A 21,516-nucleotide genomic window follows, 5' to 3' on the forward strand; every position below is an offset into this window, starting at 1 on the left:
TCCCCGCTCCTATTCCTGGAGCAGGGAGGCGGTCAGGTCCTGGTCGCCGCTGGAAACCACAAAGCAGTCCACCCGGCGGTCCCCGTCATCCCAGGAGTCTTCGGTGGGAACCACTTTGGTTTCCTGCAGCTGTAAATCCGGGTTGGCGGTCATGGTCTCTGAGTACTGCACCTGGGCGCAGACTTCGGTGGCCTTGGCGGAAAGGGCTTCGGAGCCGGGGAAGCTGTCATCATCCGGATAAGAGTCAGTTGCCACCAGCTGGGCATTGTGCGGCGTCTCGCAGGTCACCACGGTGACGGGCTGGTCGAATGCCTCAAATCCCTGCAGACAGTCGCCTGCCTTCAGATCCAGGGGTTCCACGTTTTCTTCCACCACTCCGGGAGCCTTTTCCGATTGGAGCACCACCGTAAAGAGCAGTACCACGAGGACGGCAAGGATGCCCAGTATGCCGAGGATGATCAGGATCCGCTTGGCATTTCCGCCGTCGCTGGAGCCATTGCCGGAGCCGTTGCCGTTGCCGCCGGTTCCCGGGGGCTGATCCGCGTTCCGCTGGGCTCGGCGCGATTCCGGAGCCGGTGCGGCGGCTGGGTTCTCAGGAGCGACGGGATCGGCATCTGCATTCTCCGGCCGGGAGGCTTGCGCCGCCCCGGACTGGCCGGCAGCCCGGGCAGCCGGGTGATTGGCCGCCGGATCGGTCAGTACGGCTGCGTCTGCGGCTTCGGCTTCCACTGCCTTGACCTCATCCGCTGCGTCAGCGAGGGAGGAGGCCTCCGCGGCATCGGCGCTGATGTCCGCGCTCTGCAGCGCCGGCTCCGCCAATGTGACGTCATCGACGTCGGTCAGCTCGGGTTCCCCCGCAGTCCTGCCGGGTTCAGCCTGTGAGCCTGCAGGGTTCTCCGCCTGGCTGTCGAAGGCCGCGGACCACAGCTGGCCGTCGTGGCCCTGGTCTCCCGTGAGCCACTGCGGCGGCTCTGCGTGGGCTTCAAGATCCGGCAGAACCGCAGCCGTCTCCGCCGCCTCCGGCGACGGTTCCGGAGCGGTATCCGCCGTGGGGTCCGAAGCTCCGTGCGCAGGAGAGGGACTGTTCTCCGGCGTGCTGTTTTTATCGCTCATGGTGAACGTCTTTCCTCCCTGCAGATGGCCTTTTGGGGCCCCGAATCGGTCTCTACCCCTGACTTTACCCAGTGTTGCCGGAGGACCGCAGGGCCGGGGCATTCTTGGACTGTGAACAATCCGGCGCCTTGGAGTGCCTTATAAGGCGAGGCGGGCACCAAGGTGCCCGGAAAACATGTAACCTGTACTTACGACAAATTGACCAAATATTCCGGGGCCTCGCTCATTTGCTCAGAGCGACCACCTCCGGATCGACGCAAAAAGGGGGTCACGCCATGGGGCGCGGCCGTCAAAAGGCAAAAGCAACCAAGCAGGCCCGGGAAATGAAGTACTTCACCCCGGCCACGGACTACTCGGCACTGCAGCGTGAGCTTGCGGGACCAACGAGCCGTCCATCGAGTCGATATCCCGAGGAGCCGGCTGAGCCGGACTACTCGGCGTACGAAGACAAGTACGCGGATCAATTTGGCGACGATGACGACGATGAAGGTACTTCCCGCCGCACCGGCTAAAGCGGCACTTCAAAGCGTCGGCCAATTTGCTATCCTTCAGCGGATCACCCCCGGGTGGATCCGCTGAAGGCCGTTAAGGCAGCTCTACTGCTTGATGCCGTATCTTTGTCAGCGCTGTCTTGAGTACCGCGATATCACCACGGAAAAGGGTGCCCATCGAAGCCGATGGGCACCCTTTCTGCAGGGCGCTGAGGGAAGCGGACGCTTTGGCTAGACGGCGTACTGTCCCACGAGCCGGACAGCTCCGCCGTCAACGCCCTTGGCGCCCTGAACGTAGTCCGGGCCGGGCTGTACGGAGCCCGCAGCACCCACGGTACCCATCACCCAGGCGGGAACTCCGCGTTCTGTCAGCCGGGCAATGGCTGCATCCGCGCCCGCAGCATCCACGATTGCCACCATGCCCACGCCGAGGTTGAGCGTGCGCTCGAGATCCGGCTGCGGAACGTTGCCCAGCTCGGCTACCAGCTTGAAGATGGGCGGCAGCTCCCAGGTGGAGCGGTCCACTGTGGCTTCGAGTCCCTTGGGCAGTACGCGCGCCAGGTTGGCTGCCAGGCCGCCTCCGGTGACGTGGCTGAACCCGTGGACTCCGGCTGCTTCCAGGCGGGCCAGGTCCAGGCAGTCGGCGGCGTAAACCCGGGTCGGTTCCAGCAGCTCTTCACCCAGCGTGCGGCCCAGTTCGCTGACCTGGCGTTCCAGCTGCCAGCCGGCATGATTGATGACCCTGCGGACCAGGGAGTAACCGTTGGAATGAAGGCCCGAGGACGCCATGGCGATCACCACGTCGCCGTTCCGCACCCGGTCGGGGCCCAGCAGATTGGCGGCTTCCACCACACCCGTGGCGGCACCGGCGACGTCGTACTCGTGTTCCCCCAGCAATCCGGGGTGCTCGGCGGTTTCGCCGCCCACCAGCGCGGTACCGGCCACCTCGCACGCTGCCGCGATACCGCGGACAATATCGGCGATACGCTCCGGAACCACTTTGCCGCAGGCGATGTAATCGGTCATGAACAGCGGCTCGGCACCCACCACCACAATGTCGTCAACCACCATGCCCACCAGGTCAAAACCGATGGTGTCGTGGATGTCCAGGGCCTGCGCAATGGCCACCTTGGTACCCACGCCGTCGGTCGAGGTTGCCAGCAGCGGCTTCTTGTAGGTCAGGAGCCGGGAAACATCGTAGAGGCCGGCGAAACCGCCCACCCCGCCCAGGACGGAGGAGTTGTGGGTGGCCTTGACTGCCGACTTCATCAGTTCAACGGCTTTGTCTCCGGCCTCAACGTCAACGCCTGCAGAGGCATAGGTGATGGCGGTGTTGGACGAGCTCATACGGCTTCCTTCTTGTCGGACTCGGTGAGGAGGTTCTCAAACTCGGAATCAGGTCCCGGGTCGCAGCCGTTGGCGCTGCTGTCCTCGGCAGGGTTGGCGGAGGAAGAGGTTTCCAGCAGGGACTTGCCGAGTTTGTCCGCAGGGGGCAGCTCAATGGGGTAGACGCCCGTGAAGCACGCAGTGCAGAGGCGCTCACGCGGCTGCTGGGTGGCACCGATCATTCCATCCTCGGAGATGTACGCCAGGGTGTCCGCGCCCACGGAGGCGCAGATTTCCTCCACCGCAGCACCGTTGGCGATCAGTTCCGCCCGGGAAGCGAAGTCGATCCCGTAGAAGCACGGCCACTGGACCGGAGGGGAGGAGATCTTCACGTGTACTTCGGCGGCACCTACCTCGCGGAGCATCCGAACAATGGCACGCTGGGTGTTGCCCCGGACGATGGAATCATCCACCACGACCACACGCTTGCCTCGGATGACGGATTCCAGGGCGTTGAGCTTGAGCTTGATGCCCAGCTGGCGGAGGGTCTGGCTGGGCTGGATGAAGGTGCGGCCCACGTAGGAGTTCTTGACGAACCCATGGGCAAAGGGAATTCCCGATTCTTCGGCATAACCCACGGCCGCAGGGGTTCCGGATTCCGGCACCGGAATCACGATGTCTGCGTCGACCGGATGTTCACGCGCCAGCTGGCGGCCCATCTCCACCCGGCTCTCGTAAACGGAACGGCCGTTGATGACGGCGTCGGGCCGGGCCAGGTAGACGTACTCGAACACGCAGCCGGCGGGGGTGGGCTCGCCGAACATCGTGCTCCGGATACCGTCTTCATCTATCGCGATGAATTCGCCGGGTTTGATTTCCCGGATGAAGCTGGCGCCAACGGTGGCAAGGGCGGAGCCTTCGGAGGCCACCACCCATCCCCGGTTGAGGCGGCCCAGCACCAGCGGACGGACTCCGTACGTGTCGCGGGCTGCGTAGAGGGTTCCTTCGTCCATAAAGACAAACGAGAATGCGCCCTGCAGCTTGGGCAGCAGTTCCAGGGCAGTGGCTTCGAGGGAGCGGCCGTCGGAGCCGTTGAGCAGTGCCGTTACCAGGGCGGTGTCCGAAGTGTTGCCCTGGGCGATTTCCCCGAAACGGGGGCGGCCTTCGCGCGCAATGATCATGTCGTAGAGCTCGGCGGAATTGGTCAGGTTGCCGTTGTGGGCCAGGGCCACAGTTCCGCTGGCGGTTGCCCCCAGGGTGGGCTGGGCATTGGACCACTGCGAGGCTCCGGTAGTGGAATACCGGCAGTGTCCCACCGCAATGTGGCCGGTCAGGGTGTTGAGGGTGGTTTCGTCAAAGACCTGGGAAACCAGTCCCATGTCCTTGTAGACGCTGATTCTTTTGCCATCACTCGTGGCAATGCCCGCGGACTCCTGTCCGCGGTGCTGCAGGGCGTACAGCCCGTAATAGGTAAGCTTCGCTACCTCTTCGCCGGGGGCCCAGACGCCGAAAACTCCGCAGGCATCCTGCGGACCTTTTTCGCCGGGCATGAGATCGTGGGAAAGCTTTCCATCACCGCGTGCCATGGGAGTAGTCTCTCACGCCTGAGCGAAAGGTTTACCTTGATGCGCAACCATTACGGCCGCGTGCAGAAATGGTTTATTCTTCGTCCCGTTCAACCACGGCGCGGCGCATTTTGCGGACGCTGATCCAGTCCAGCAGCAAGGCCGCCAATGCGCCCAGGCCTACGCCGGGAATGGCGAACATGATGGTGAAAAAGCCAAGGGTCGCAGAGCGTGTGTAGGTGGGATCTTCCGGGCCGCCGTACGCCACCACCAGCGCGGCGATAAAGCCGAGGACCACGCCCAGCAACAGGAACGGAACGAAGCGGGGAGCGCGGCGGACGGTGATCTCACGGCGCTCGGGGCTGTGCTGCTCGGAATTCATATCCAAATTCTACCGGCAGTAGAGATTAATGGGCTGCACGGAAAAGCGGCAGCCACTGTGAAAGGTCGGCCCGCAGCCCCGATGCCGCCACCTTTCCGGCTGCGACGGCGTCGTCCCAGGACTGCCCGCCCGAGACCAGCGCCAGCCAGGTGGCGGCGTTGGTTTCGATCACATTGGGAGGCGTGCCGCGGGTGTGCCGCGGGCCGGCAACACACTGGGTGACTCCGAAGGGCGGTACCCGCACCTCCACGCTGTTGCCCGGGGCGCGCTCCGCCAGTTCCTCCAACGTGAAGCGGACCGCCGTTGCGAGGGTGTTGCGGTCGGTCTTGGTTCCGGCGGCCGAGGCGGCCAGGGCCGCACGCAGGGCCGATTCGCCGTCAGGGGCGGGAACCCGTCGTCGTGCCATGTCTTTTGGCCCCGCCGCTCAGGAATCAAGCAAAGCTGAGTCCAGCAGCGCCATCACCGGTGCGCCCAAACGGATGCTGCCCACCGGCTCTCCGCCGCCGAGAATCGGGCGGACAATCTTGTCCAGCACGGCACTGATCTTTCCGGGGTCCACGGCACCGCTGGCGGCCAGGAGGGTCAGGCCCACCAGGGACGCAGCCCGGGTGTCGCCGTCGAGCATCTTCAGGGCCACGGACACGCCCGTGTCAGTGCCCAGGACCAGCACGCCCTCGGCGCCGTTCTTGCAGATGATGCCCAGATCCTCCATCACCACGGTGTTTTCGCGGCCGTGGCCGTGGACGGCCCAGGGGTAATCGAGCATGGCAGTCGCCACCGTGGCAGCCCGGGCATTGCCGTGCTTGTTGGAGGGAGCTTTGGACAGGCGCCCGATTCCGCGGGCCAGACCGGTCAGCGAAACCGCGGCCAGCGGCGCTCCGCAGCCGTCAGTGCCCCAGTGGGTGATGGTTTCGCCGGTGAATTCCTCGATGACGCCGGCGATGCGCTGCTGCAGCGGATGCTGCGGATCCAGATAGGTGGCGTGGTCCCAGTTGTTCTCGGTGCAGGCCCACAGGAAGGCAGCGTGCTTGCCGGAGCAGTTGAAGGCGAGCCGGTTCTTGCCCTTGCCGGCACGGATAAGCTCATGCCGGGCGGTCTCGTCCTGGGGCCAGTCTTCGGGGCACTGCAAATGGTCTTCGGTGACGCCGGCGGCGGCCAGCATGGTCAACACCACGTCGGTGTGTTCCTTGGCGCCGATGTGGCTGGCTGCGGCCAGCGCAACCTGCGGTCCCCGCAGCGGAACCCCGGCCTGCATCGCGGCGATTGCCTGGAAAGGCTTGAGGGTGGACCGCGGGAAGATGGGCGTGGTGATGTCGCCCAGGGCGGTGACCACCGTTCCGTCAGCGGCCATCACCACGGCGGAACCGATGTGGCGGGACTCTATGAATCCGCTGCGTTCCACAACGGCAAGTTCAACGGCATCGGATGCGGTAAAAGTGGCAGGCATACTTCTATTCCACCATGAACTGCACCGACTGCCAGCCGGAGGCTCCGTCGGGAACCGTGTCGGCCCGCGCCTCGGTCTGCGTACCGTCCTGCGGGTCCGTGGCGCGGGCCCGGACGGTGTGGTTGCCCCGGGACAGGGGCTCGGTGCGGAAGGAAAACTGGCGCCAGGTGTCCACCGAAGCTTCCGCGGCCAGCGCCGCAGGCTGCCAGTCGCCGTCGTCCACCTGCACCTCCACGCCGGTGATGCCGCGTTGCTGGGACCAGGCCGTGCCGCCCACGTCCACGGGTCCGGCGGGCACCCGGGCAAAGGACCCCGGCACCTCCACCCGCGCCATGGTTTTCACGGGCGCTTTTTCAGCCCATCCGCGGTCCGTCCAGTACGCCTTCTGCGCGTCAAAACGGGTGACTTCCATGTCAATGATCCATTTGGTGGCGGAGACAAACCCGTACAGTCCCGGCACCACCATCCGGACCGGATAACCGTGGACCGGGGGGAGCGGCTCATCATTCATGCCGACCGCCAGCAGGGCATCCCGGTCATCCTGCAGCACCTCCAGCGGAGTGGAGGCGCTGAAGCCGTCGATGCTGGTGGAGAGCACCATGTCCGCGTCGGCGGTGGGCCGCGCCCGGGCCAGCAGCTCGCGTACCGGAAGACCCAGCCATTTGGCGGTTCCGGCGAGGTCTCCGCCGAGCGGATTGGAGACGCAGGTCAGGGTGAGGTGGCGTTCCACCAGCGCAGAATCCAGCAGCTCGGCAAAACTGATCCGCACTTCCTGTTCCACGAGGCCGTGGATGCGCAGCTCCCAGGTCTCCGCGTCGATTTCCGGCACGCTCAAAGCAGTGTCAATCCGGTAGAAATCCGCATTGGACGTCAGCCACGGGGTGACACCGGATACCGGTGACTGCAGCCCGGCGGGCAGCGCCGGCGCCGGATTCGCCGGGGTTGGCAGCTTCAGGGCGGCCCGGAAAGACGCGGTGGTGTTCCGGGCCGAGGCAATGGCACGTCCGCCCGCCGCGGCGGCGGCAGCGGCAACGGCGGTGATTCCGGCGGCGGCGAAAAATCCCCGGCGGGTGGTGTTCAGGGGGCTGCGGGGTGCGGGGGACGGGTCGCCGATGACGGCCCCGGCACCGCCGTCGTTCTCTCCGCCCCCCGCTGAGACCGCCTGAACAGCGGGAGACGGTTCGGGGGAACCCGCTGCAAGGTCCCCACTATCCGCCTGCTCCTGGGCCACTGCAACGGTTGGCCCGGCAACGGAGGCAGGAATGCGCCGAATCAGTCCCCGCAGGACAAGGATTCCGACGGTGGTGCCCAGCACCGCGGGGACGGCATCCACGGCGGCGGCACCCGCCCGCGTCAGCACGCACGCCACAATCACCGCTCCCATGACGACGACGGCGGCCACGCCCAGCTTCCAGCGCCGGCTCGCCAGGACTCCCGCACAGGCGGCCAGCACCGCAATCGTGCCGGCCATGCCTACAAACAGGGCGGCCTTGTCATTCGTGCCGAAAGTCTCCACCGCAAAGTTCTTCAGCCACAGGGGAGTGAAGTCGATGAACGTGGACCCCAGCGCAATCAGGGGACGGGCCCGGGCCGAGAAGAAGGCGCCGGACAGCTCCGCGACGGCCAGTACTGTTGCGGCGGCGAGGATTCCGGCAAGCGCAGCGTACAGGGTGCGGTGCACGGGCCGGTGCACGGTTCCGTGCCGGGGCCGGGTCGGGACGGCGGGGTACTTCGGGGAAGCGGTCATGGCTCCTATTCGCAGCCGCTGCCCGCTTGTATGGGCGCGGCGAAAGATGCAGGAGCCTTCGTCACACGGATGCTGTTTCTTTCTGCTGCCGGAGCGCAGCCAGTACGCTGATCTACTGTGAAGGTTCTCGTTGTTGGCCCCGGCGGCCGCGAACATGCCCTTGTCCGATCCCTGCTGGCCGATCCGTATGTCCGCGAGGTGCACGCAGCCCCCGGTAACGCGGGCATGGCGCAGCTGGTTCCGGTCCATGCAGTCAATGCCTCCAGCCCGGCGGAGGTGACCGCACTTGCACGTCAGCTGGGCTCCGATCTTGTGGTTATTGGCCCCGAGGCGCCGCTGGCCGCAGGAGTGGCTGATGCTCTCCGCGAGGCGGGCATCCCCGTCTTCGGGCCTTCCAAGGCAGCGGCCCAGCTGGAGGCCTCCAAAGCCTTCGCCAAACAGGTGATGGCGGCGGCCGGCGTTCCCACCGCCATGGCCCGTGTGGCGGCAACTCCGGAGCAGGCTGCCGACGCACTGGACACCTTCGGCGCCCCGTATGTGGTCAAGGATGACGGGCTGGCCGCGGGGAAGGGCGTAGTGGTCACCTCGGACCGGGACGAAGCCCTGGCCCACGCGCAGTCCTGCTTTGACGTAGGCGGCACCGTGGTAGTCGAGGAATTCCTGGACGGTCCGGAAGTATCCCTCTTTGTTATCTCCGACGGCCGGACAGTGGTTCCGCTGGCTCCGGCGCAGGATTTCAAACGCATCCATGACGGCGACGAAGGCCCCAACACCGGCGGGATGGGTGCCTACTCGCCGCTGTCCTGGGTTCCGGCAGACCTGGTGGCGGACGTGGTCCGCCGGGTGGCCCAGCCCACCATCGATGAGATGGCCGCCCGGGGAACGCCGTTTGTGGGTGTGCTGTACTGCGGACTGGCCCTGACATCCCGCGGGATGCGCGTGATTGAATTCAACGCACGCTTCGGTGATCCGGAGACGCAGGCAGTCCTGGCCCGGCTGCGGACCCCGCTGGGCGGGCTGCTGCAGGCTGCGGCCAAGGGAGAGCTGGATCAGCTGGAACAGCTCAAATGGGACCCGCGCACCGCGGTGTCCGTGGTGGTGGCCGCCGCCAACTATCCGGAGGCACCCCGCACGGGAGACCGGGTCCGCGGGCTGAAAAAGGCCGGAAAAATCGACGGCGTGCACGTGCTGCATGCCGGCACCCGGCTCGACGGGGACGGCAAAGTGGTGTCCTCCGGCGGGCGGGTCCTCGCCGTCGTCGGGCTGGGCGACGACCTGGCGGCCGCCAGGGACAAGGCCTATGCCGGCGTGGAGAAAATTCGGCTGGACGGATCCCTGCACCGTACCGACATTGCCCTGAAGGCGCTGCGCGGAGAGGTTGTGGTTCCCGCGGGTTCGCAGGGCGCTGAACCTGCGGCAGGCCGGGACCTGCCCGACGGCGACGTTGCTCCGAGGGGCATGGCAGACCGCGACATTGCCGACAGCGACGTTGAAGGAGACCTGGCATGAGCGCCCCCGAGCTGGCCGGCTGGACCCACGCCTATTCCGGAAAGGTCCGCGACCTGTACGTTCCTGCGGATCTGTCCGCCCCGGGGGCAGGAGAAAAGGTCCTGGTGGTCGCCAGCGACCGGATCAGTGCCTTTGACCATGTCCTGTCCTCCGAGATCCCGGATAAGGGACGGATCTTGACCCAGCTGAGCCTGTGGTGGTTTGACCAGCTCAATGTGCCCAACCATGTGATCTCGGCGGATGAGGGAGTGCCGGACGAGGTGGCAGGCCGGGCCATGATCTGCAGGAAGCTGGACATGTATCCGGTGGAGTGCATTGCCCGCGGATACCTCACCGGGACCGGCCTGGCGGAATACCGCGTCTCGCAGACCGTGTGCGATGTGCCGCTGCCGGGCGGGCTGGTGGATGGTTCCCGGCTGGAACCGGCCATCTTCACGCCGTCGGCCAAGGCCGAAGTGGGAGAGCATGACGAGAACATCAACTACGACGCCGTGGTGAAGATTGTCGGGGCCGAGACGGCGGAGACGCTGCGTTCGCTGACGCTGGACATCTATACGGCGGCCGAGGCGATTGCCCGGGAGCGCGGCATCATCCTGGCAGATACCAAGGTGGAGTTCGGACTGGATCCGGCCACCGGCGAGGTGACGCTCGGAGATGAGGTGCTGACGCCGGATTCCTCCCGGTTCTGGGACGCGTCCCTGTACGAGCCGGGTTCCGCACAGCCGTCCTTTGACAAGCAGTACGTCCGGGACTGGCTGACCTCGCCGGAGTCCGGCTGGGACAAGTCCTCGGACGCGCCGCCGCCGGCGCTGCCTGCTGACGTTATCGAGCGCACCCGGGCGCGCTATGTCGAGGCCTATGAGCGGCTCACGGGACGGACCTTCGCCTAACGCGCTGCCGTCAGCGCCGGAAGGTGAGGTGAATGACTCCGCTTTCAGCAGTTTCCGCGCTGACCTCGTAACCGGCCTCGAGGCCGCGCAGGCCCTCCCAGAAGTTGATGCCCCGTCCCAGCAGGATGGGGGTGATGCCTGCGTGCAGCCGGTCCACGAGTCCGGCCGCCAGGAACTCCTTGGTGAGGGTGGGGCCGCCGCCGATCCGCACATCCCCGCCCGCTGCGGCGTCCGTGGCCAGGCGAAGCGCTTCTTCGGGAGAGGCGCTCAGGAACTCGAACCGAGTTCCGTTGGCCATGTCAATGGCCGGGTGCGGGGCATGGGTCAGGACAAACACCGGGACCCGGAACGGCGGTTCATCGCCCCACCACCCCTGCCAATCAGGATCATCCGGGAAGTTGTGCAGGCCGAACATCCCGGCCCCCATCACTTCCGCCCCGATCCCGTCGAAGTAGGCCTCGGCGTATTTGTCGTCTACGCCGGTGGTGCCTTCACCGCCGGTCTCGTGCAGCACCCGTTCGCGGAACGTCCTGGTGGCGGTGTAAGGGCCCACCAGCCGGCCCCAGTCCTCTCCAAACGGTTTCTCCGGGGTCTGGTCCGTGGTGGTGGCGAAACCGTCGAGGGAAATATTGAGATCAACGCGGACAACCATGGAATCCTCCTGGGCACTGACCGGTCCTAAGCCGAGCCTAGCCGCGGCGGCGGGCGCATCAAAGGGTCCCCTGTTACTGCCTGTCCCGGAGCTGGAGGACGCCTTTCTTGCCGGTGGATTCGCTGTTGAGGGTGAAGGCAAGGGTGAGCAGGAACGCTTCCCGGGGCGGTGCGGGGAAATAGAACCATGAGGCGTCCCACTCGCTGCACGGCGCACCATCGGGCTGGGTGGCCGGAGGCTGGAATGCCTCAATGTCTACGCCGGCAAAGCGGACATCGACGCCGTCGCTCACACCGATGATCAGGTCAGCGGGAGCCGCCCAATAGTAGTCATGCGCCTTACGATAGCGACCCGCTTTCCGGGCAACGGAAAAGGCACCGATTTCTCGGTGCCTTTTCCGTATGTGGTTTTGGTCGGGGTGACAGGATTTGAACCTGCGACCTCGTCGTCCCGAACGACGCGCGCTACCAAGCTGCGCCACACCCCGTAACCATTGCTTTTGCTCCGGGTTTCCCCGTCGCTGAAGCAACTTTACAAGTGTAGACGATCACCACTGATTCCGCGAAACCGGGCCTTTCCGCCTACACCAGGGACTCCTGCCAGGCGGCCTGCAGCTTGGCGAACCGGCCGGTGCCGCCGGTGAGCTCGGCGGGGGTGCCGTCCTCCACCACTTCGCCGGAGTGCATTACCAGGACACGGTCTGCGATCTCCACGGTGGACAGGCGGTGCGCAATGATCAGCGCCGTCCGGTTGCCCAGCAGGGTTTTGAGTCCGTGCTGGACCAGCCGCTCGCTGGGGATGTCCAGAGAGGAGGTGGCTTCGTCCAGGATCAGCACCGCGGGATCGGCCAGGAAGGCCCGGGCGAAGCTGATCAGCTGGCGCTGGCCGGCGGAGACCCGGCCGCCGCGCTTGTTCACATCGGTGTCATACCCCTCCGGCAGCGCTTCGATGAACTCGTGCGCGCCCACCGCCTTGGCCGAAGCAACAATCTCCGCGCGGCTGGCCTCGGGCTTGCCCAGGGCAATGTTGTCCGCCACCGAACCGCTGAACAGGAACGCCTCCTGCGTCACCATGACGACGGCGCGGCGCAGGTCCCGCTGGGTGAGGCTCCGCAGGTCCACGCCGTCCAGCAGCACGGAGCCCTGTGACGGGTCATAGAAGCGGGCGATCAGCTTGGCCAGCGTGGATTTGCCGGCGCCGGTCTGCCCCACCAGGGCCACCGTTTGGCCGGCGGGAATGTGCAGGTCCATTTGCGGCAGGATGACGGGGCCGGTGCCGTAGCGGAATTCCACGCCGTCAAAGCGGATGTCGCCCTTGGCATTGCGCAGCTCCACCGGATGCTTGGGCGGGCGGACGGTGGGCACTTCCTCCAGCAGGCCGGAAACCTTTTCCAGGGCAGCCGAGGCCGACTGGAAGGAATTGTAGAACATGGCCATCTGGTCCACCGGCTGGAAGAAACGCTTGGAGTACAGCAGCAGGGCCAGCAGGGCACCCACCTCGAGGCCGCCGTCGAGCACCCGGAAGCCCCCGGCCAGCAGCACCACGGCCACGGTGGCGTTGCCGATCAGCACCAGTCCGGGCTGGAAGACGCCGTTGAGGTTGATGGAGCGGACGGTGGCCACCCTGTAATCCTCAGCCAGCTCGTCATACTTTTCCGCATTCACCTTTTCGCGGCGGAACGCCTTGACGGCGCGGATGCCGGTCATGGTTTCGATGAAGTGCACAATCAGCTTCGCGGAGGTCACCCGGGAGGCGCGGTAGGCCAGCTGGGAGCGTTTCTGGTACCAGCGGGTCAGCAGGTACATGGGCACAAACGCCACCAGCATCAGCAGCCCGGTCCGCCAGTCCAGCAGGAAGATGCTGGCGGCCGTGAACAGCATGTACATGGCGCCGGAAGCCAGCGAGCTGATGCCTGAGTCCAGCAGCTCGCGCAGCGCCTCAAGGTCCGAGGTCTGCCGCGAAATGATTCGTCCCGAGGTGTACTTTTCGTGGAATTCCAGGCTCAGCCGCTGGGTGTGCCGGAAAACCCGCAGCCGCAGGTCCAGCAGCATGGCCTGGCTGAGGAGGGCAGTGGCACGGACGTAACCGGCGGTCAGGCCAGCGGCCAGCAGGGCCGCCACCAGGTACGCCACCCCGGAGAGGATCAGCGGCAGATTGTTGCCGGCCTGCAGGTCCGGCAGGGCATGGTCAATGCCGTAGGCAATGATGGCCGGTCCCGCCACGCGGGCAGCTTGGGAGAAGACCACCAGCAGCACGGTGCCGATGAACCGGCCGCGGTTGGGCCGGATCAGGGACCCCAGCAGCGCCAGCGAACGGCGCCGGACAGCCCGGTTTTCCTCCTTGCCCAGGTGGACGGCATCCTCGCCGGCAGTTCCCAGCCGGGCGCCGGCGTCGTACTCCGGGTCGGTTCCCTTGGCGGACTTGGCAGGTTTGGCGGAATCATCGGCGCCGCGGCGCACGGTGAAGCGGCTCATCGGACTATCTCCTCATCATCCAGGCGCGGTGCCGCGAGGGTGCCGCCGCCGTCGGCTTCTTCAACGGGCGGTGGTGCGTCCTCCAGGCTGCTGTCCAGGTCTTCCGGTTCAGCGGGCAGGCTGGCAATGACGTACCGGTAGTGGTCATTGCCGGCCAGCAGTTCCGCGTGGGTTCCGACGGCGCTGATCCGTCCGTCCTCCATCAGGGCAACGCGGTCCGCCAGGGAGACAGTGGAGGGGCGGTGGGCGACCACCAGGGTGGTGGTGTCATGGAGCACCTCGCGCAGCCGGCCCTCCACCAGTTCCTCCGTGCTGACATCCAGGGCCGACAGCGGATCATCCATGATCAGGACGGTGGGCCGGGCGGCGATGGCACGGGCCAGGGCGACGCGTTGGCGCTGTCCGCCGGACAAGCTGAGCCCTTCCTCGCCGATCAGCGTGTCGGTGCCGTTGGGCAGCGAATAGACAAAGTCGGCCTGTGCCACATCCAGCGCCTGGGCCAGCAACTGATCCGCTTCGGCGGAGCTTTCCGGTTCGGCACCCAGCAGTACGTTGTCACGGACGGAGCTGGAGAACAGCGTGGTGTCCTCGAAGGCCACGGCCACGATGGTGCGCAGCTCTTCCACGTCCAGCTGCCGCAGGTCTGTTCCGTCGATCCGGATTGCACCGCCGGTGACGTCATAGAGCCGCGGCACCAGCTGCAGCAGAGTGGATTTTCCACTGCCGGTAACGCCCACCAGCGCCATGGTTTCGCCGGGGCGCAGGCACAGGTCCACGCCGTCAATCAGGTCCCGGGTGCCCTCTTTGGTGTCCGGGTACGCGAAGTGCACGTTGTCGAACACCAGCTCGCCGCGCACGTCGCTCAGATGCGCCGGATGCTCGGGGCTCCGGATGCTGCTCTGGGCGTCCATCACTTCGTAGTGCCGGTCAATTGCTGTTTTGGCCGTGAGAGTCATGGACAGCAGCGGGCCGATCGCCTCCACCGGACCGGCAACGACGGCGGCAGTGGCGAAGAACGCCACCAGGGCACCGATGCTGGTGGTTCCGTCAGCCACCGACATGATGCCCACCACCAGGGCGACGGCGAGGGCGGCTTCCGGCAGGAGAGTGACCACCAGCGAGAATTTCGCCAGTGAATTGGCCTTGAACACCTCGGTTTGGCGCAGCTCCTGCGCCTGTTCTTCAAAGGAATCCAGGGCTTCCTGGCTGCGGCCAAAGGCCTTCAGGACACGGATGCCGTGGACGGATTCTTCCACCGTGGTGGCGAGGTCGCCGGTCTGGTCCTGGCTCTGCCGGGAAACCTGCCGGTAGAACCGGTTGAAGCGGAAGCCGTAAATGACAATGGGAATTGCGGCGGCTATGAAAATGAGCGCCAGAATCCAGCTGGTGAACAGCATGATGACGAAGCCGACCACCACGGTCAGGGCGGTAACCACCAGCATGATCGCGCCGAAAGCCATCCAGCGGCGGACGAGGTTCAGGTCGCTCATGGCCCGTGAGAGCAGCTGTCCGCTGCCCCAGCGGTCGTGGAAGGCCACCGAGAGGTCCTGCAGGTGCCGGTAGAAGGACGTGCGCATCCGGGTTTCCACCGTGGTGGCAGGAGCAATGACAAACTGGCGGCGCAGGGCAATGAACCCTGCTTCGAGCAGTCCCAGGCCCAGGACCACTCCGGCGGCAGCCCACACTGCCGAGGAGGATGCGCCGGGGCTGAGGGAGGTGTTGATCAGCACCCGGAAAACCTGCGGAATGGCCAGCGCCATGAGGCTGGCCCCGAGGGCGCAGAACAGTCCGAGGATTAAACGGGGGAGGATGGGCCGCAAATGTGGAAAAAGCCGAGCAAGGGATAGCCACAGTGATGTCTGCGCAGGCATGAAACCTCTTTGAAGCGGGTGGAGGGTGCCGCCACAGCAGGACGTCCCTTTGAGGGCTCAATCCTAAGCCTCACCCCGGAAGGAATCGATGGCAGTCCGGAGTTTGGTCAGGTTTGGCGCGTTGGGCGCAGATCTGCCGCGGCACGAACTCGACGCTCGCCCAGAGGAGCCGGCCTCGATCCTGTGAGGGCTTAGTTCCGCGGTGTCAGAGTGAGCAGTACTGCCTCCGGGCGGCAGGCAAACCGGACCGGAGCAAAGCGGGAAGTACCGATGCCGGCCGAGACGTTCATGGGCACCCGCCGGCCGTTGTGTTCCCACACGGCCAGGCCCTTGGCTAGACGCGTAGGCAGGTCGCAGTTGCTGACCAGGGCGCCGTAGAACGGCACACACACCTGGCCGCCGTGGGTGTGGCCGGCCAGAATCAGGTCCGCACCGCCGTCGGTGAAGTAGTTGAGGACGCGCTGATAGGGGGCGTGCGCCACCCCCACCCGGATGGACGGAGCGTCGCTGCCCTGATCAGCCGAGGGGAACCCGGCATAGACATCGCGGTTCAGATGCGGATCATCCACGCCGGAAAAGTCCAGCCGCACTCCGCCAAGGGTCATGGAATCCCTGCGGTTGGTCAGCCCGGCCCAGCCGGCGTCCTCGAACGCGCCGAACAGCTCCCCGAAGGGAAGAGCCGGCGGGTCCTTGGTGATTTTCGAAGGACCCGTGAAGTACGTCAGGGGATTCTTGAGCCGGGGCCCGTAGTAGTCGTTGGAGCCGGGCACATACACTCCGGGGAACCGCATCAGCGGTTTGAGCGCCTCCAACAGCGGTGGCACCGCCTCGAGATGGCTGAGGTTGTCGCCGGTGTTGACTACGAGGTCCGGCTCCAGGTCAGCAAGGGACTGCAGCCACCGGGCCTTGATGTTCTGGTGGGGGACAAAATGGATGTCCGAGAGGTGCAGCACCCGCAGCGGCGTGCTCCCCGCCGGAAGCACGGCCACCGTTTCCTCACGGACTCCGAAGAGATTGCGCTCGATCAGCGATGCGTAGGCCAGTGCAGCGGTTCCGGCGCCTGCCGTACCGCCCGCAACCCAGGCAGCGGAACGCAGGGCTTTCCCCCAGGGAGATGATGCCATGGCTAGTCGTCGTCATCCTTTTTGTCGGTGTCCTTGTTGTCTCCGCCGTTGTTCTGGTCGCTGGCCTTGGGGGAGGGGGCCGGGGCAGGCTTGGCGGACGGAGCAGGGGCCGGGGTCACATTGCCCATGATGCTGGCGGGCGGGGCAGTGAAGGGCTTGGCCTCGTACTGGCCGGGGATCCGGTCAATGAAGTTCTTCCAGGACGGTCCGGCGATCTTGGAGCCGTCAATTTCGGGATAGGTTCGGCCGCCAATCTGCTTGCCTTCCATGGACCCCTTCTCATTGCCCCAGACATGGTTGCCGAGCCAGGAAGCGGTCACCATACCCGTGGTGTACCCCATGAACCAGGTCTGCGAACGGTAGTCGTTGGTTCCGGTCTTGCCGGCCACCGGCTGGCCGTTCTGAAGGTAATAGCCGGAACCCTTGGTCATCACCTGCTGCGTGGCGGCGTTGACGCCCTGCGCCACTTCCTTCTTCATGACCTGCTCGCAGTCCTGCGGCGGAACGTCGAAGTCCCGTCCGTCCACGGCCTTGACCGACACCAGGGCGCGCGGCTCGCATTTGAGCCCTTCCGCTGCAAAGGTCGCAAAACCGGTGGCCATGGACAGCGGGGAGGCATCCCCGCCGCCGCCGAAGGAGGACGGCGGGTTGATGCCCAGCATTTCATTGGAGCCGGTGGCGCTCTTGCCGTCGTGGACGCCCGCGGCGAAGGCCATTTGCTGGAACTTGCACAGATCCAGCTGGTTGATTTCTGCCATGGTGATGGTGTTCAGGGAGTTCGCCAGGCCGTCAATGACCGTGGTGGTCTTGTAGTTGGTGTCTCCGTAGTTGATCGGCGTCCAAGCCTCCGGAATGCCGTACCGGCCTCCGGGCAGGCAGCTGGCGTTCCAGCTGTAACCGGCCGGGTAGGTGCGCTTGCTGCCGTTAAGCGTGGTGTTCAGGGTTTTGCCGGCATCCAGCCAAGCCGCAACCGTAAACGGCTTGTACGTTGAACCCGGCTGGAAACCGCCCATGCCGTTTAGCGGCTTGGCGGGATCGCCGTCCTGGTTCTGGTCCACGTTGAAGTTCAGTACCGAGTTGCCGGGTCCGGCTTCAGGGTTGTACCGCGTGTTTTGCGCCATGGAGAGGATCTTGCCCGTGGACGGTTCCAGGGACGTCATGGAATGGCCGATCTCGGGATCAGTGGTGTCCGGATTCGCGGTCTCGAGAACCGCAGTCTGGGCCGCAGCTTGGATCTCGGGGTCCAGGGTGGTGGTGACGGTGAGGCCGCCGCGGTACAGCAGCTTCTCCCGGTCCTCCGGGGTGGCGCCGAATCGCTCATCGTTGAGGATCAGGTGCACCACGTAGTCGCAGAAATACGGTGCCTGGGCGGCTCCCGTGCAGTTGCGGGGGACGGGCGTGAGATTCAGGTCCAGGCCGGTGGCGACGGCGGCGTCATGTTCTTCCTGGGTAATGCGCCCCTTGTCCAGCATGGCGCGGAGGACCACATTGCGGCGCTTCAGTGCCATGTCCGGGTTGCCCGTGGGGCTGTAGACGGTGGGCCCGTTGACGATGCCGGCCAGCAGGGCTGCCTGCTGCAGGTTCAGCTGCGACGCATCAAGGTTGAAGAAGTACTTGGCAGCGGCCTGGACCCCGAAGGTGGTGCCGCTGAACGGAACGATGTTGAAGTAGCCCTGAAGGATCTCATCCTTGGACATCTGCTTTTCCAGTGCGATGGCCAGCTTCATTTCGCGGATCTTGTCGCCGTACTTACGGTCTGCGCTGCCGCTGAGGACAACTTCTTTTCCGTTTTGCAGGTTCGTGTCGATGATGACGTTGTTCACATACTGCTGCGTGATGGTGGAGGCGCCGCGGTTCGTGTCGGAGGTGAGGTTGGAGGCCAAAGCGCCCAGAATTCCCTGCATATCCACGCCGCCGTGCTCGTAGAAGCGGTCATCTTCAATGGCAAGCATCGCATCGATCATGGCGGGGGACACCTGATCCAAGGTGATCGGCTGGCGGTTTTCCGAGTAGACCGTGGCGATCAGGGAGCCGTCATTGGCAAGGATTTTGGACGGCTGGGCCAGGGCTTCAGCCTGCAGCTCCGAGGGCAAATCGTCGAAGAACTGCAGGGATCCGGACGCGGCGGTGCCCGCGGCTGCGGCGGCGGGAACCAGAAGTCCCGCGGCCAGAACACCACAGAGCGCACTGACGCCAAAGAACGCGACAATCTTGCCCAGGGTGGTAGCCGTGTCAAACAAGGGTGATTTGCGAGCTGCCATGCGCATCAGTCTACAAGCACGCGTTAGTCTTTGGATTATGAGCAAATGGGAATATTTCATTACACCGCTGCCCCTTCACACACCGGGAGCTGTCCTTAACATGCACGGCGAAGAAGGTTGGGAACTGGTCCAGATCACGCCTGCACCCAACGGCACCGGTTCCGTGGCGTACATGAAACGCGAGAAGTCGCAGTGACTGAGCTGACCGGAGCGGTCTCGGCCGTTGAACGGAGGCTGGCGGAGCTGGGCATTGACATTCCCGACGTCGCTGCCCCCGTGGCCGCGTACGTTCCGGCCGTAGTGACGGGCAACTACGTCTACACATCCGGCCAATTGCCGTTTGTCTCCGGCGTGTTGCCTGCGGCCGGCAAAGTGGGTACCGACGTGTCCGCCGAGGACGCAGCCGCCTACGCTGCCACCTGCGCAGTGAACGCGCTGGCCGCCATCAAGGCCCAGATCGGTGATCTGGACCGCATCAGCCGCATCGTCAAAGTGGTGGGTTTCGTGGCCTCGGACCCGTCCTTCACCGGACAGCCCGCCGTCATCAACGGTGCATCCGAATTACTGGGAAAGGTCTTCGGCGAGGCAGGCATCCACGCACGCTCCGCCGTCGGAGTGGCCGTACTGCCGCTGGACTCTCCCGTTGAAGTAGAAGTGATTGCTGAATTTGCCTAACTCCTCCGTACGGCTTTTCCCGGTTCCCCCGTATCTTCGGGGAGCCGCGGAAAGCTGGTTTGAACATGGTGACCGCACCCCGCGCAAGCCGCGTCTGGCATCCTCGGTGGTGCTGGTGCGGGATTCGCCGCGCGGCACCGAGACCTATCTGGCCTACCGCCGCGGGGAGTCTCCGCTGGGCAGGGTGGCCTTCCCGGGCGGGAGCATCGATCCGGGGGACGACGACGCCGCCACCTGGTACGGGCCGGCGCCGGCAGTGTGGGCCAAGACCATGGGCATTGACGATGCCCGGCTGGCCCGCCGCCACGTGGTGGCCGCTATCCGTGAATTGTTCGAGGAAACCGGAATCCTCCTTGCCGGTCCGGATGAGTCGACCCTGCTGGAGGCAAACCGCGGACCGGAATGGATGGCTGCACGCGCAGCGATTGCCAGCGGGGACGCGTCCTTCCTGGATCTGCTGACCCGCCGCGGCCTGGGCCTGCGCACCGATCTGCTGCGTCCGCTCTCCAACTGGCAGACCGCCGACTTTGCCCTGCGCCGCTTTGATACCCGCTACTTTGCCGTTGTGCAGCCCCTGGGCCAGGAAGCCTCGCTGCTGGAGGGCAAGGGCAGCTGGGGGCAGTGGCGTTCTGCCGCGGCCGAGACAGCCAACCGGGACACCACCGCGCTGGGGGATGAAATCGGGCTGCCGGACACGACCGGCCTGACCCTGGCGGAACTGACGGTTCCGCAGGTGGAACTGGTCCTGGAGAAGCTGGCCCGGGCCCGCGGCTGCATCGCGTATCTGACCTCCCGCAGGCCCGCCGCCGTTTTCCAGCCCGAGCTGGTGCAGGCCGACGGCGACTACTGGCTTGCGGTGCAGCTCAGCGGTGTCACCGAAGGTTCGGCGCAGCGGGGCCGCTGACACGCCGGCCTGCGGGCCTTGTCCAGGGTCAGGGGTCAGGTACTCTGGCGGCAGTGAAACTTACCCTTCCTCTGTGACCCAGAGTCATCTCAGTACTTCCAGTTCGCTCCTGCACGGAGCGGTGATGGCGCATGTCCTGCGGGGGAACTCCCTTCGGAGTTCCCCCGCTGCGGCCCGCCACCGGACTCACCACTGGAAGACACCATGCGACCTTCTTCAGCACCATCCCCCGCGTCCCTGAACACTGACTCTGTCCGGCAGTCCCTGCGCCCCGACTGCAGTAACTGCTTTGCCCTCTGCTGTACGGCCTTTGGCTTCTCCCGGTCCGCAGACTTCGCAGTCGACAAACCTGCAGGGTCTGTGTGCCCAAACCTCTCGGCCGACTTCTCCTGCAGCATCCACGACAGGCTGCGCCCCCGGGGATTCCGCGGGTGCACAGTCTTCGACTGCTTCGGGGCCGGCCAAAAGGTGTCCGGGGATTTCTTCGGCGGAACCAGCTGGCTAGAGGACCCCGGCAGCAAAGATGCGATGTTCGCCGCGTTCAAGACCGTCCGGCAGCTCCACGAAATGCTCTGGTACCTGGCCGAGGCCCGGACCCGCACGTATGACCCCGACACGGTGACCGCCGTGCTGGCGCTGCGGAACACCATCCTGGAAGCCATGCAGGAGTTGCCGCAGCTGCTGGTGCTGGATGTGCCGGATCTGCATTCCCGGGTGAGGCTCACACTGATGGATATCAGCGAAGAGGTGCGGTCCGCCTACCGTGCTGCCGGTACCGGCCATCTGGGCGCAGAGATGCGGCCCGGAGCGGACCTGATGGGCCGGAACCTCAGTGCCCGGCAACTGTCCGGCGCGGATCTGCGGGGCGCCTATCTCATTGCCGCCGACCTGCGCGGCAGCAATTTGTCCGGCGCGGACCTGCTTGGCGCGGACTTCCGGGACGCACGGCTGGAAGGCGCGGACCTCTCCCAAGCCCTCTTCCTGACGCAGCCGCAGCTCAACGCCGCCCGGGGCAGTGCGGCAACCGCCCTGCCGCCGGACCTGGTGATGCCGGCGCACTGGCTGGACGGGTGACCGGCAGGACT

The 21,516-nt window shown here is 65.6% G+C and carries 20 protein-coding genes and 1 tRNA gene; 7 read left to right on the forward strand and 14 right to left on the reverse strand.

Features of this window, described 5'->3' with window-relative positions; genetic code table 11:
* Positions 1–9: 9 nt before the first annotated feature.
* Positions 10–1,113: a septum formation family protein gene (locus ACIQXM_RS15450; protein WP_400933050.1), complete on the reverse strand. Its 1,104-nt coding sequence runs from the start codon at positions 1,111–1,113 to the stop codon at positions 10–12.
* A 275-nt stretch (positions 1,114–1,388) separates the two neighbouring features.
* Between ACIQXM_RS15450 and ACIQXM_RS15455 the strand changes: the two genes are divergently transcribed.
* Positions 1,389–1,625 (forward strand): DUF3073 domain-containing protein, encoded by a 237-nt coding sequence (locus ACIQXM_RS15455; protein WP_104102792.1) that lies wholly within the window; start codon positions 1,389–1,391, stop codon positions 1,623–1,625.
* Positions 1,626–1,835: 210 nt separating this feature from the next.
* On the opposite strand, the gene purM is transcribed toward ACIQXM_RS15455, so the two are convergent.
* From purM to ACIQXM_RS15485, 6 genes are all read right to left on the reverse strand, one after another.
* Positions 1,836–2,951 (reverse strand): phosphoribosylformylglycinamidine cyclo-ligase, encoded by a 1,116-nt coding sequence (gene purM / locus ACIQXM_RS15460; RefSeq protein WP_400933053.1) that lies wholly within the window; start codon positions 2,949–2,951, stop codon positions 1,836–1,838.
* Positions 2,948–4,516, reverse strand: a complete 1,569-nt coding sequence (gene purF / locus ACIQXM_RS15465) for an amidophosphoribosyltransferase (RefSeq protein ID WP_400933055.1) — start codon at positions 4,514–4,516, stop codon at positions 2,948–2,950. The genes purM and purF overlap by 4 nt, the downstream gene beginning before the upstream one ends.
* Before the next feature lie 73 nt (positions 4,517–4,589).
* Complete coding sequence (locus tag ACIQXM_RS15470; RefSeq protein ID WP_400933057.1) at positions 4,590–4,877, reverse strand: hypothetical protein; 288 nt, start codon at positions 4,875–4,877, stop codon at positions 4,590–4,592.
* Positions 4,878–4,902: 25 nt separating this feature from the next.
* On the reverse strand, positions 4,903–5,283 hold the full coding sequence (locus ACIQXM_RS15475) for a sterol carrier family protein (protein ID WP_400933058.1): 381 nt from the start codon (positions 5,281–5,283) through the stop codon (positions 4,903–4,905).
* Positions 5,284–5,301: 18 nt separating this feature from the next.
* Positions 5,302–6,324 carry an asparaginase gene (locus ACIQXM_RS15480; protein WP_400933060.1) on the reverse strand — a complete coding sequence of 341 codons (1,023 nt, stop codon included), beginning with the start codon at positions 6,322–6,324 and terminating at the stop codon, positions 5,302–5,304.
* 4 nt (positions 6,325–6,328) lie between these two features.
* Positions 6,329–8,071, reverse strand: coding sequence for a molybdopterin-dependent oxidoreductase (locus tag ACIQXM_RS15485; protein ID WP_400933062.1), 1,743 nt, complete (start codon positions 8,069–8,071; stop codon positions 6,329–6,331).
* A 117-nt stretch (positions 8,072–8,188) separates the two neighbouring features.
* On the opposite strand from ACIQXM_RS15485, the gene purD reads away from it, so the two are divergent.
* Complete coding sequence (purD, locus tag ACIQXM_RS15490; RefSeq protein ID WP_400933064.1) at positions 8,189–9,580, forward strand: phosphoribosylamine--glycine ligase; 1,392 nt, start codon at positions 8,189–8,191, stop codon at positions 9,578–9,580.
* Positions 9,577–10,470: a phosphoribosylaminoimidazolesuccinocarboxamide synthase gene (locus tag ACIQXM_RS15495; protein ID WP_400933066.1), complete on the forward strand. Its 894-nt coding sequence runs from the start codon at positions 9,577–9,579 to the stop codon at positions 10,468–10,470. Before purD ends, ACIQXM_RS15495 begins: the two co-directional genes overlap by 4 nt.
* Positions 10,471–10,480: 10 nt before the next feature.
* Here the strand turns inward: ACIQXM_RS15495 and ACIQXM_RS15500 are convergent, their stop codons facing one another.
* The 7 genes from ACIQXM_RS15500 to ACIQXM_RS15530 all read right to left on the reverse strand — a co-directional run bounded on the left by ACIQXM_RS15500 (position 10,481) and on the right by ACIQXM_RS15530 (position 18,852).
* Complete coding sequence (locus tag ACIQXM_RS15500) at positions 10,481–11,122, reverse strand: dihydrofolate reductase family protein (protein WP_400933068.1); 642 nt, start codon at positions 11,120–11,122, stop codon at positions 10,481–10,483.
* 73 nt (positions 11,123–11,195) lie between these two features.
* Positions 11,196–11,414, reverse strand: a complete 219-nt coding sequence (locus ACIQXM_RS15505; RefSeq protein WP_400933070.1) for a hypothetical protein — start codon at positions 11,412–11,414, stop codon at positions 11,196–11,198.
* Positions 11,415–11,532: 118 nt separating this feature from the next.
* Positions 11,533–11,609, reverse strand: a tRNA-Pro gene (locus ACIQXM_RS15510).
* 94 nt (positions 11,610–11,703) lie between these two features.
* Entirely contained in the window at positions 11,704–13,596 is a 1,893-nt protein-coding gene (locus tag ACIQXM_RS15515) for an ABC transporter ATP-binding protein (RefSeq protein ID WP_400933071.1), read from the reverse strand.
* Positions 13,593–15,467: an ABC transporter ATP-binding protein gene (locus ACIQXM_RS15520; protein ID WP_400933073.1), complete on the reverse strand. Its 1,875-nt coding sequence runs from the start codon at positions 15,465–15,467 to the stop codon at positions 13,593–13,595. Before ACIQXM_RS15520 ends, ACIQXM_RS15515 begins: the two co-directional genes overlap by 4 nt.
* A 191-nt stretch (positions 15,468–15,658) precedes the next feature.
* Positions 15,659–16,591, reverse strand: coding sequence for a metallophosphoesterase (locus ACIQXM_RS15525; RefSeq protein WP_400933075.1), 933 nt, complete (start codon positions 16,589–16,591; stop codon positions 15,659–15,661).
* A 2-nt stretch (positions 16,592–16,593) separates the two neighbouring features.
* Entirely contained in the window at positions 16,594–18,852 is a 2,259-nt protein-coding gene (locus tag ACIQXM_RS15530) for a transglycosylase domain-containing protein (protein WP_400933077.1), read from the reverse strand.
* Between the two features lie 37 nt (positions 18,853–18,889).
* On the opposite strand from ACIQXM_RS15530, the gene ACIQXM_RS15535 reads away from it, so the two are divergent.
* The 4 genes from ACIQXM_RS15535 (at position 18,890) to ACIQXM_RS15550 (ending at position 21,505) form a co-directional block, all read left to right on the forward strand.
* Positions 18,890–19,048: a DUF4177 domain-containing protein gene (locus tag ACIQXM_RS15535; RefSeq protein ID WP_400933078.1), complete on the forward strand. Its 159-nt coding sequence runs from the start codon at positions 18,890–18,892 to the stop codon at positions 19,046–19,048.
* Positions 19,045–19,527 carry a RidA family protein gene (locus ACIQXM_RS15540; protein WP_400933080.1) on the forward strand — a complete coding sequence of 161 codons (483 nt, stop codon included), beginning with the start codon at positions 19,045–19,047 and terminating at the stop codon, positions 19,525–19,527. The genes ACIQXM_RS15535 and ACIQXM_RS15540 overlap by 4 nt, the downstream gene beginning before the upstream one ends.
* Complete coding sequence (locus ACIQXM_RS15545; protein ID WP_400933306.1) at positions 19,520–20,431, forward strand: NUDIX hydrolase; 912 nt, start codon at positions 19,520–19,522, stop codon at positions 20,429–20,431. The genes ACIQXM_RS15540 and ACIQXM_RS15545 overlap by 8 nt, the downstream gene beginning before the upstream one ends.
* Before the next feature lie 528 nt (positions 20,432–20,959).
* Entirely contained in the window at positions 20,960–21,505 is a 546-nt protein-coding gene (locus tag ACIQXM_RS15550) for a pentapeptide repeat-containing protein (RefSeq protein WP_400933082.1), read from the forward strand.
* The last annotated feature ends 11 nt before the right edge of the window (positions 21,506–21,516 follow it).

The organism is Arthrobacter sp. NPDC097144 (assembly GCF_044762205.1).
Taxonomy (GTDB): Bacteria; Actinomycetota; Actinomycetes; order Actinomycetales; family Micrococcaceae; genus Arthrobacter_B.

Excerpts from the sequence above, each read along its gene's own strand:
- ACIQXM_RS15450 (WP_400933050.1), bottom strand. The coding sequence starts at position 1,113 with ATGAGCGATAAAAACAGCACGCCGGAGAACAGTCCCTCTCCTGCGCAC.
- ACIQXM_RS15455 (WP_104102792.1), top strand. The coding sequence starts at position 1,389 with ATGGGGCGCGGCCGTCAAAAGGCAAAAGCAACCAAGCAGGCCCGGGAA.
- purM (WP_400933053.1), bottom strand. The coding sequence starts at position 2,951 with ATGAGCTCGTCCAACACCGCCATCACCTATGCCTCTGCAGGCGTTGAC.
- purF (WP_400933055.1), bottom strand. The coding sequence starts at position 4,516 with ATGGCACGCGGTGATGGAAAGCTTTCCCACGATCTCATGCCCGGCGAA.
- ACIQXM_RS15470 (WP_400933057.1), bottom strand. The coding sequence starts at position 4,877 with ATGAATTCCGAGCAGCACAGCCCCGAGCGCCGTGAGATCACCGTCCGC.
- ACIQXM_RS15475 (WP_400933058.1), bottom strand. The coding sequence starts at position 5,283 with ATGGCACGACGACGGGTTCCCGCCCCTGACGGCGAATCGGCCCTGCGT.
- ACIQXM_RS15480 (WP_400933060.1), bottom strand. The coding sequence starts at position 6,324 with ATGCCTGCCACTTTTACCGCATCCGATGCCGTTGAACTTGCCGTTGTG.
- ACIQXM_RS15485 (WP_400933062.1), bottom strand. The coding sequence starts at position 8,071 with ATGACCGCTTCCCCGAAGTACCCCGCCGTCCCGACCCGGCCCCGGCAC.
- ACIQXM_RS15495 (WP_400933066.1), top strand. The coding sequence starts at position 9,577 with ATGAGCGCCCCCGAGCTGGCCGGCTGGACCCACGCCTATTCCGGAAAG.
- ACIQXM_RS15500 (WP_400933068.1), bottom strand. The coding sequence starts at position 11,122 with ATGGTTGTCCGCGTTGATCTCAATATTTCCCTCGACGGTTTCGCCACC.
- ACIQXM_RS15515 (WP_400933071.1), bottom strand. The coding sequence starts at position 13,596 with ATGAGCCGCTTCACCGTGCGCCGCGGCGCCGATGATTCCGCCAAACCT.
- ACIQXM_RS15520 (WP_400933073.1), bottom strand. The coding sequence starts at position 15,467 with ATGCCTGCGCAGACATCACTGTGGCTATCCCTTGCTCGGCTTTTTCCA.
- ACIQXM_RS15525 (WP_400933075.1), bottom strand. The coding sequence starts at position 16,591 with ATGGCATCATCTCCCTGGGGGAAAGCCCTGCGTTCCGCTGCCTGGGTT.
- ACIQXM_RS15530 (WP_400933077.1), bottom strand. The coding sequence starts at position 18,852 with ATGGCAGCTCGCAAATCACCCTTGTTTGACACGGCTACCACCCTGGGC.
- ACIQXM_RS15535 (WP_400933078.1), top strand. The coding sequence starts at position 18,890 with ATGAGCAAATGGGAATATTTCATTACACCGCTGCCCCTTCACACACCG.
- ACIQXM_RS15550 (WP_400933082.1), top strand. The coding sequence starts at position 20,960 with ATGTTCGCCGCGTTCAAGACCGTCCGGCAGCTCCACGAAATGCTCTGG.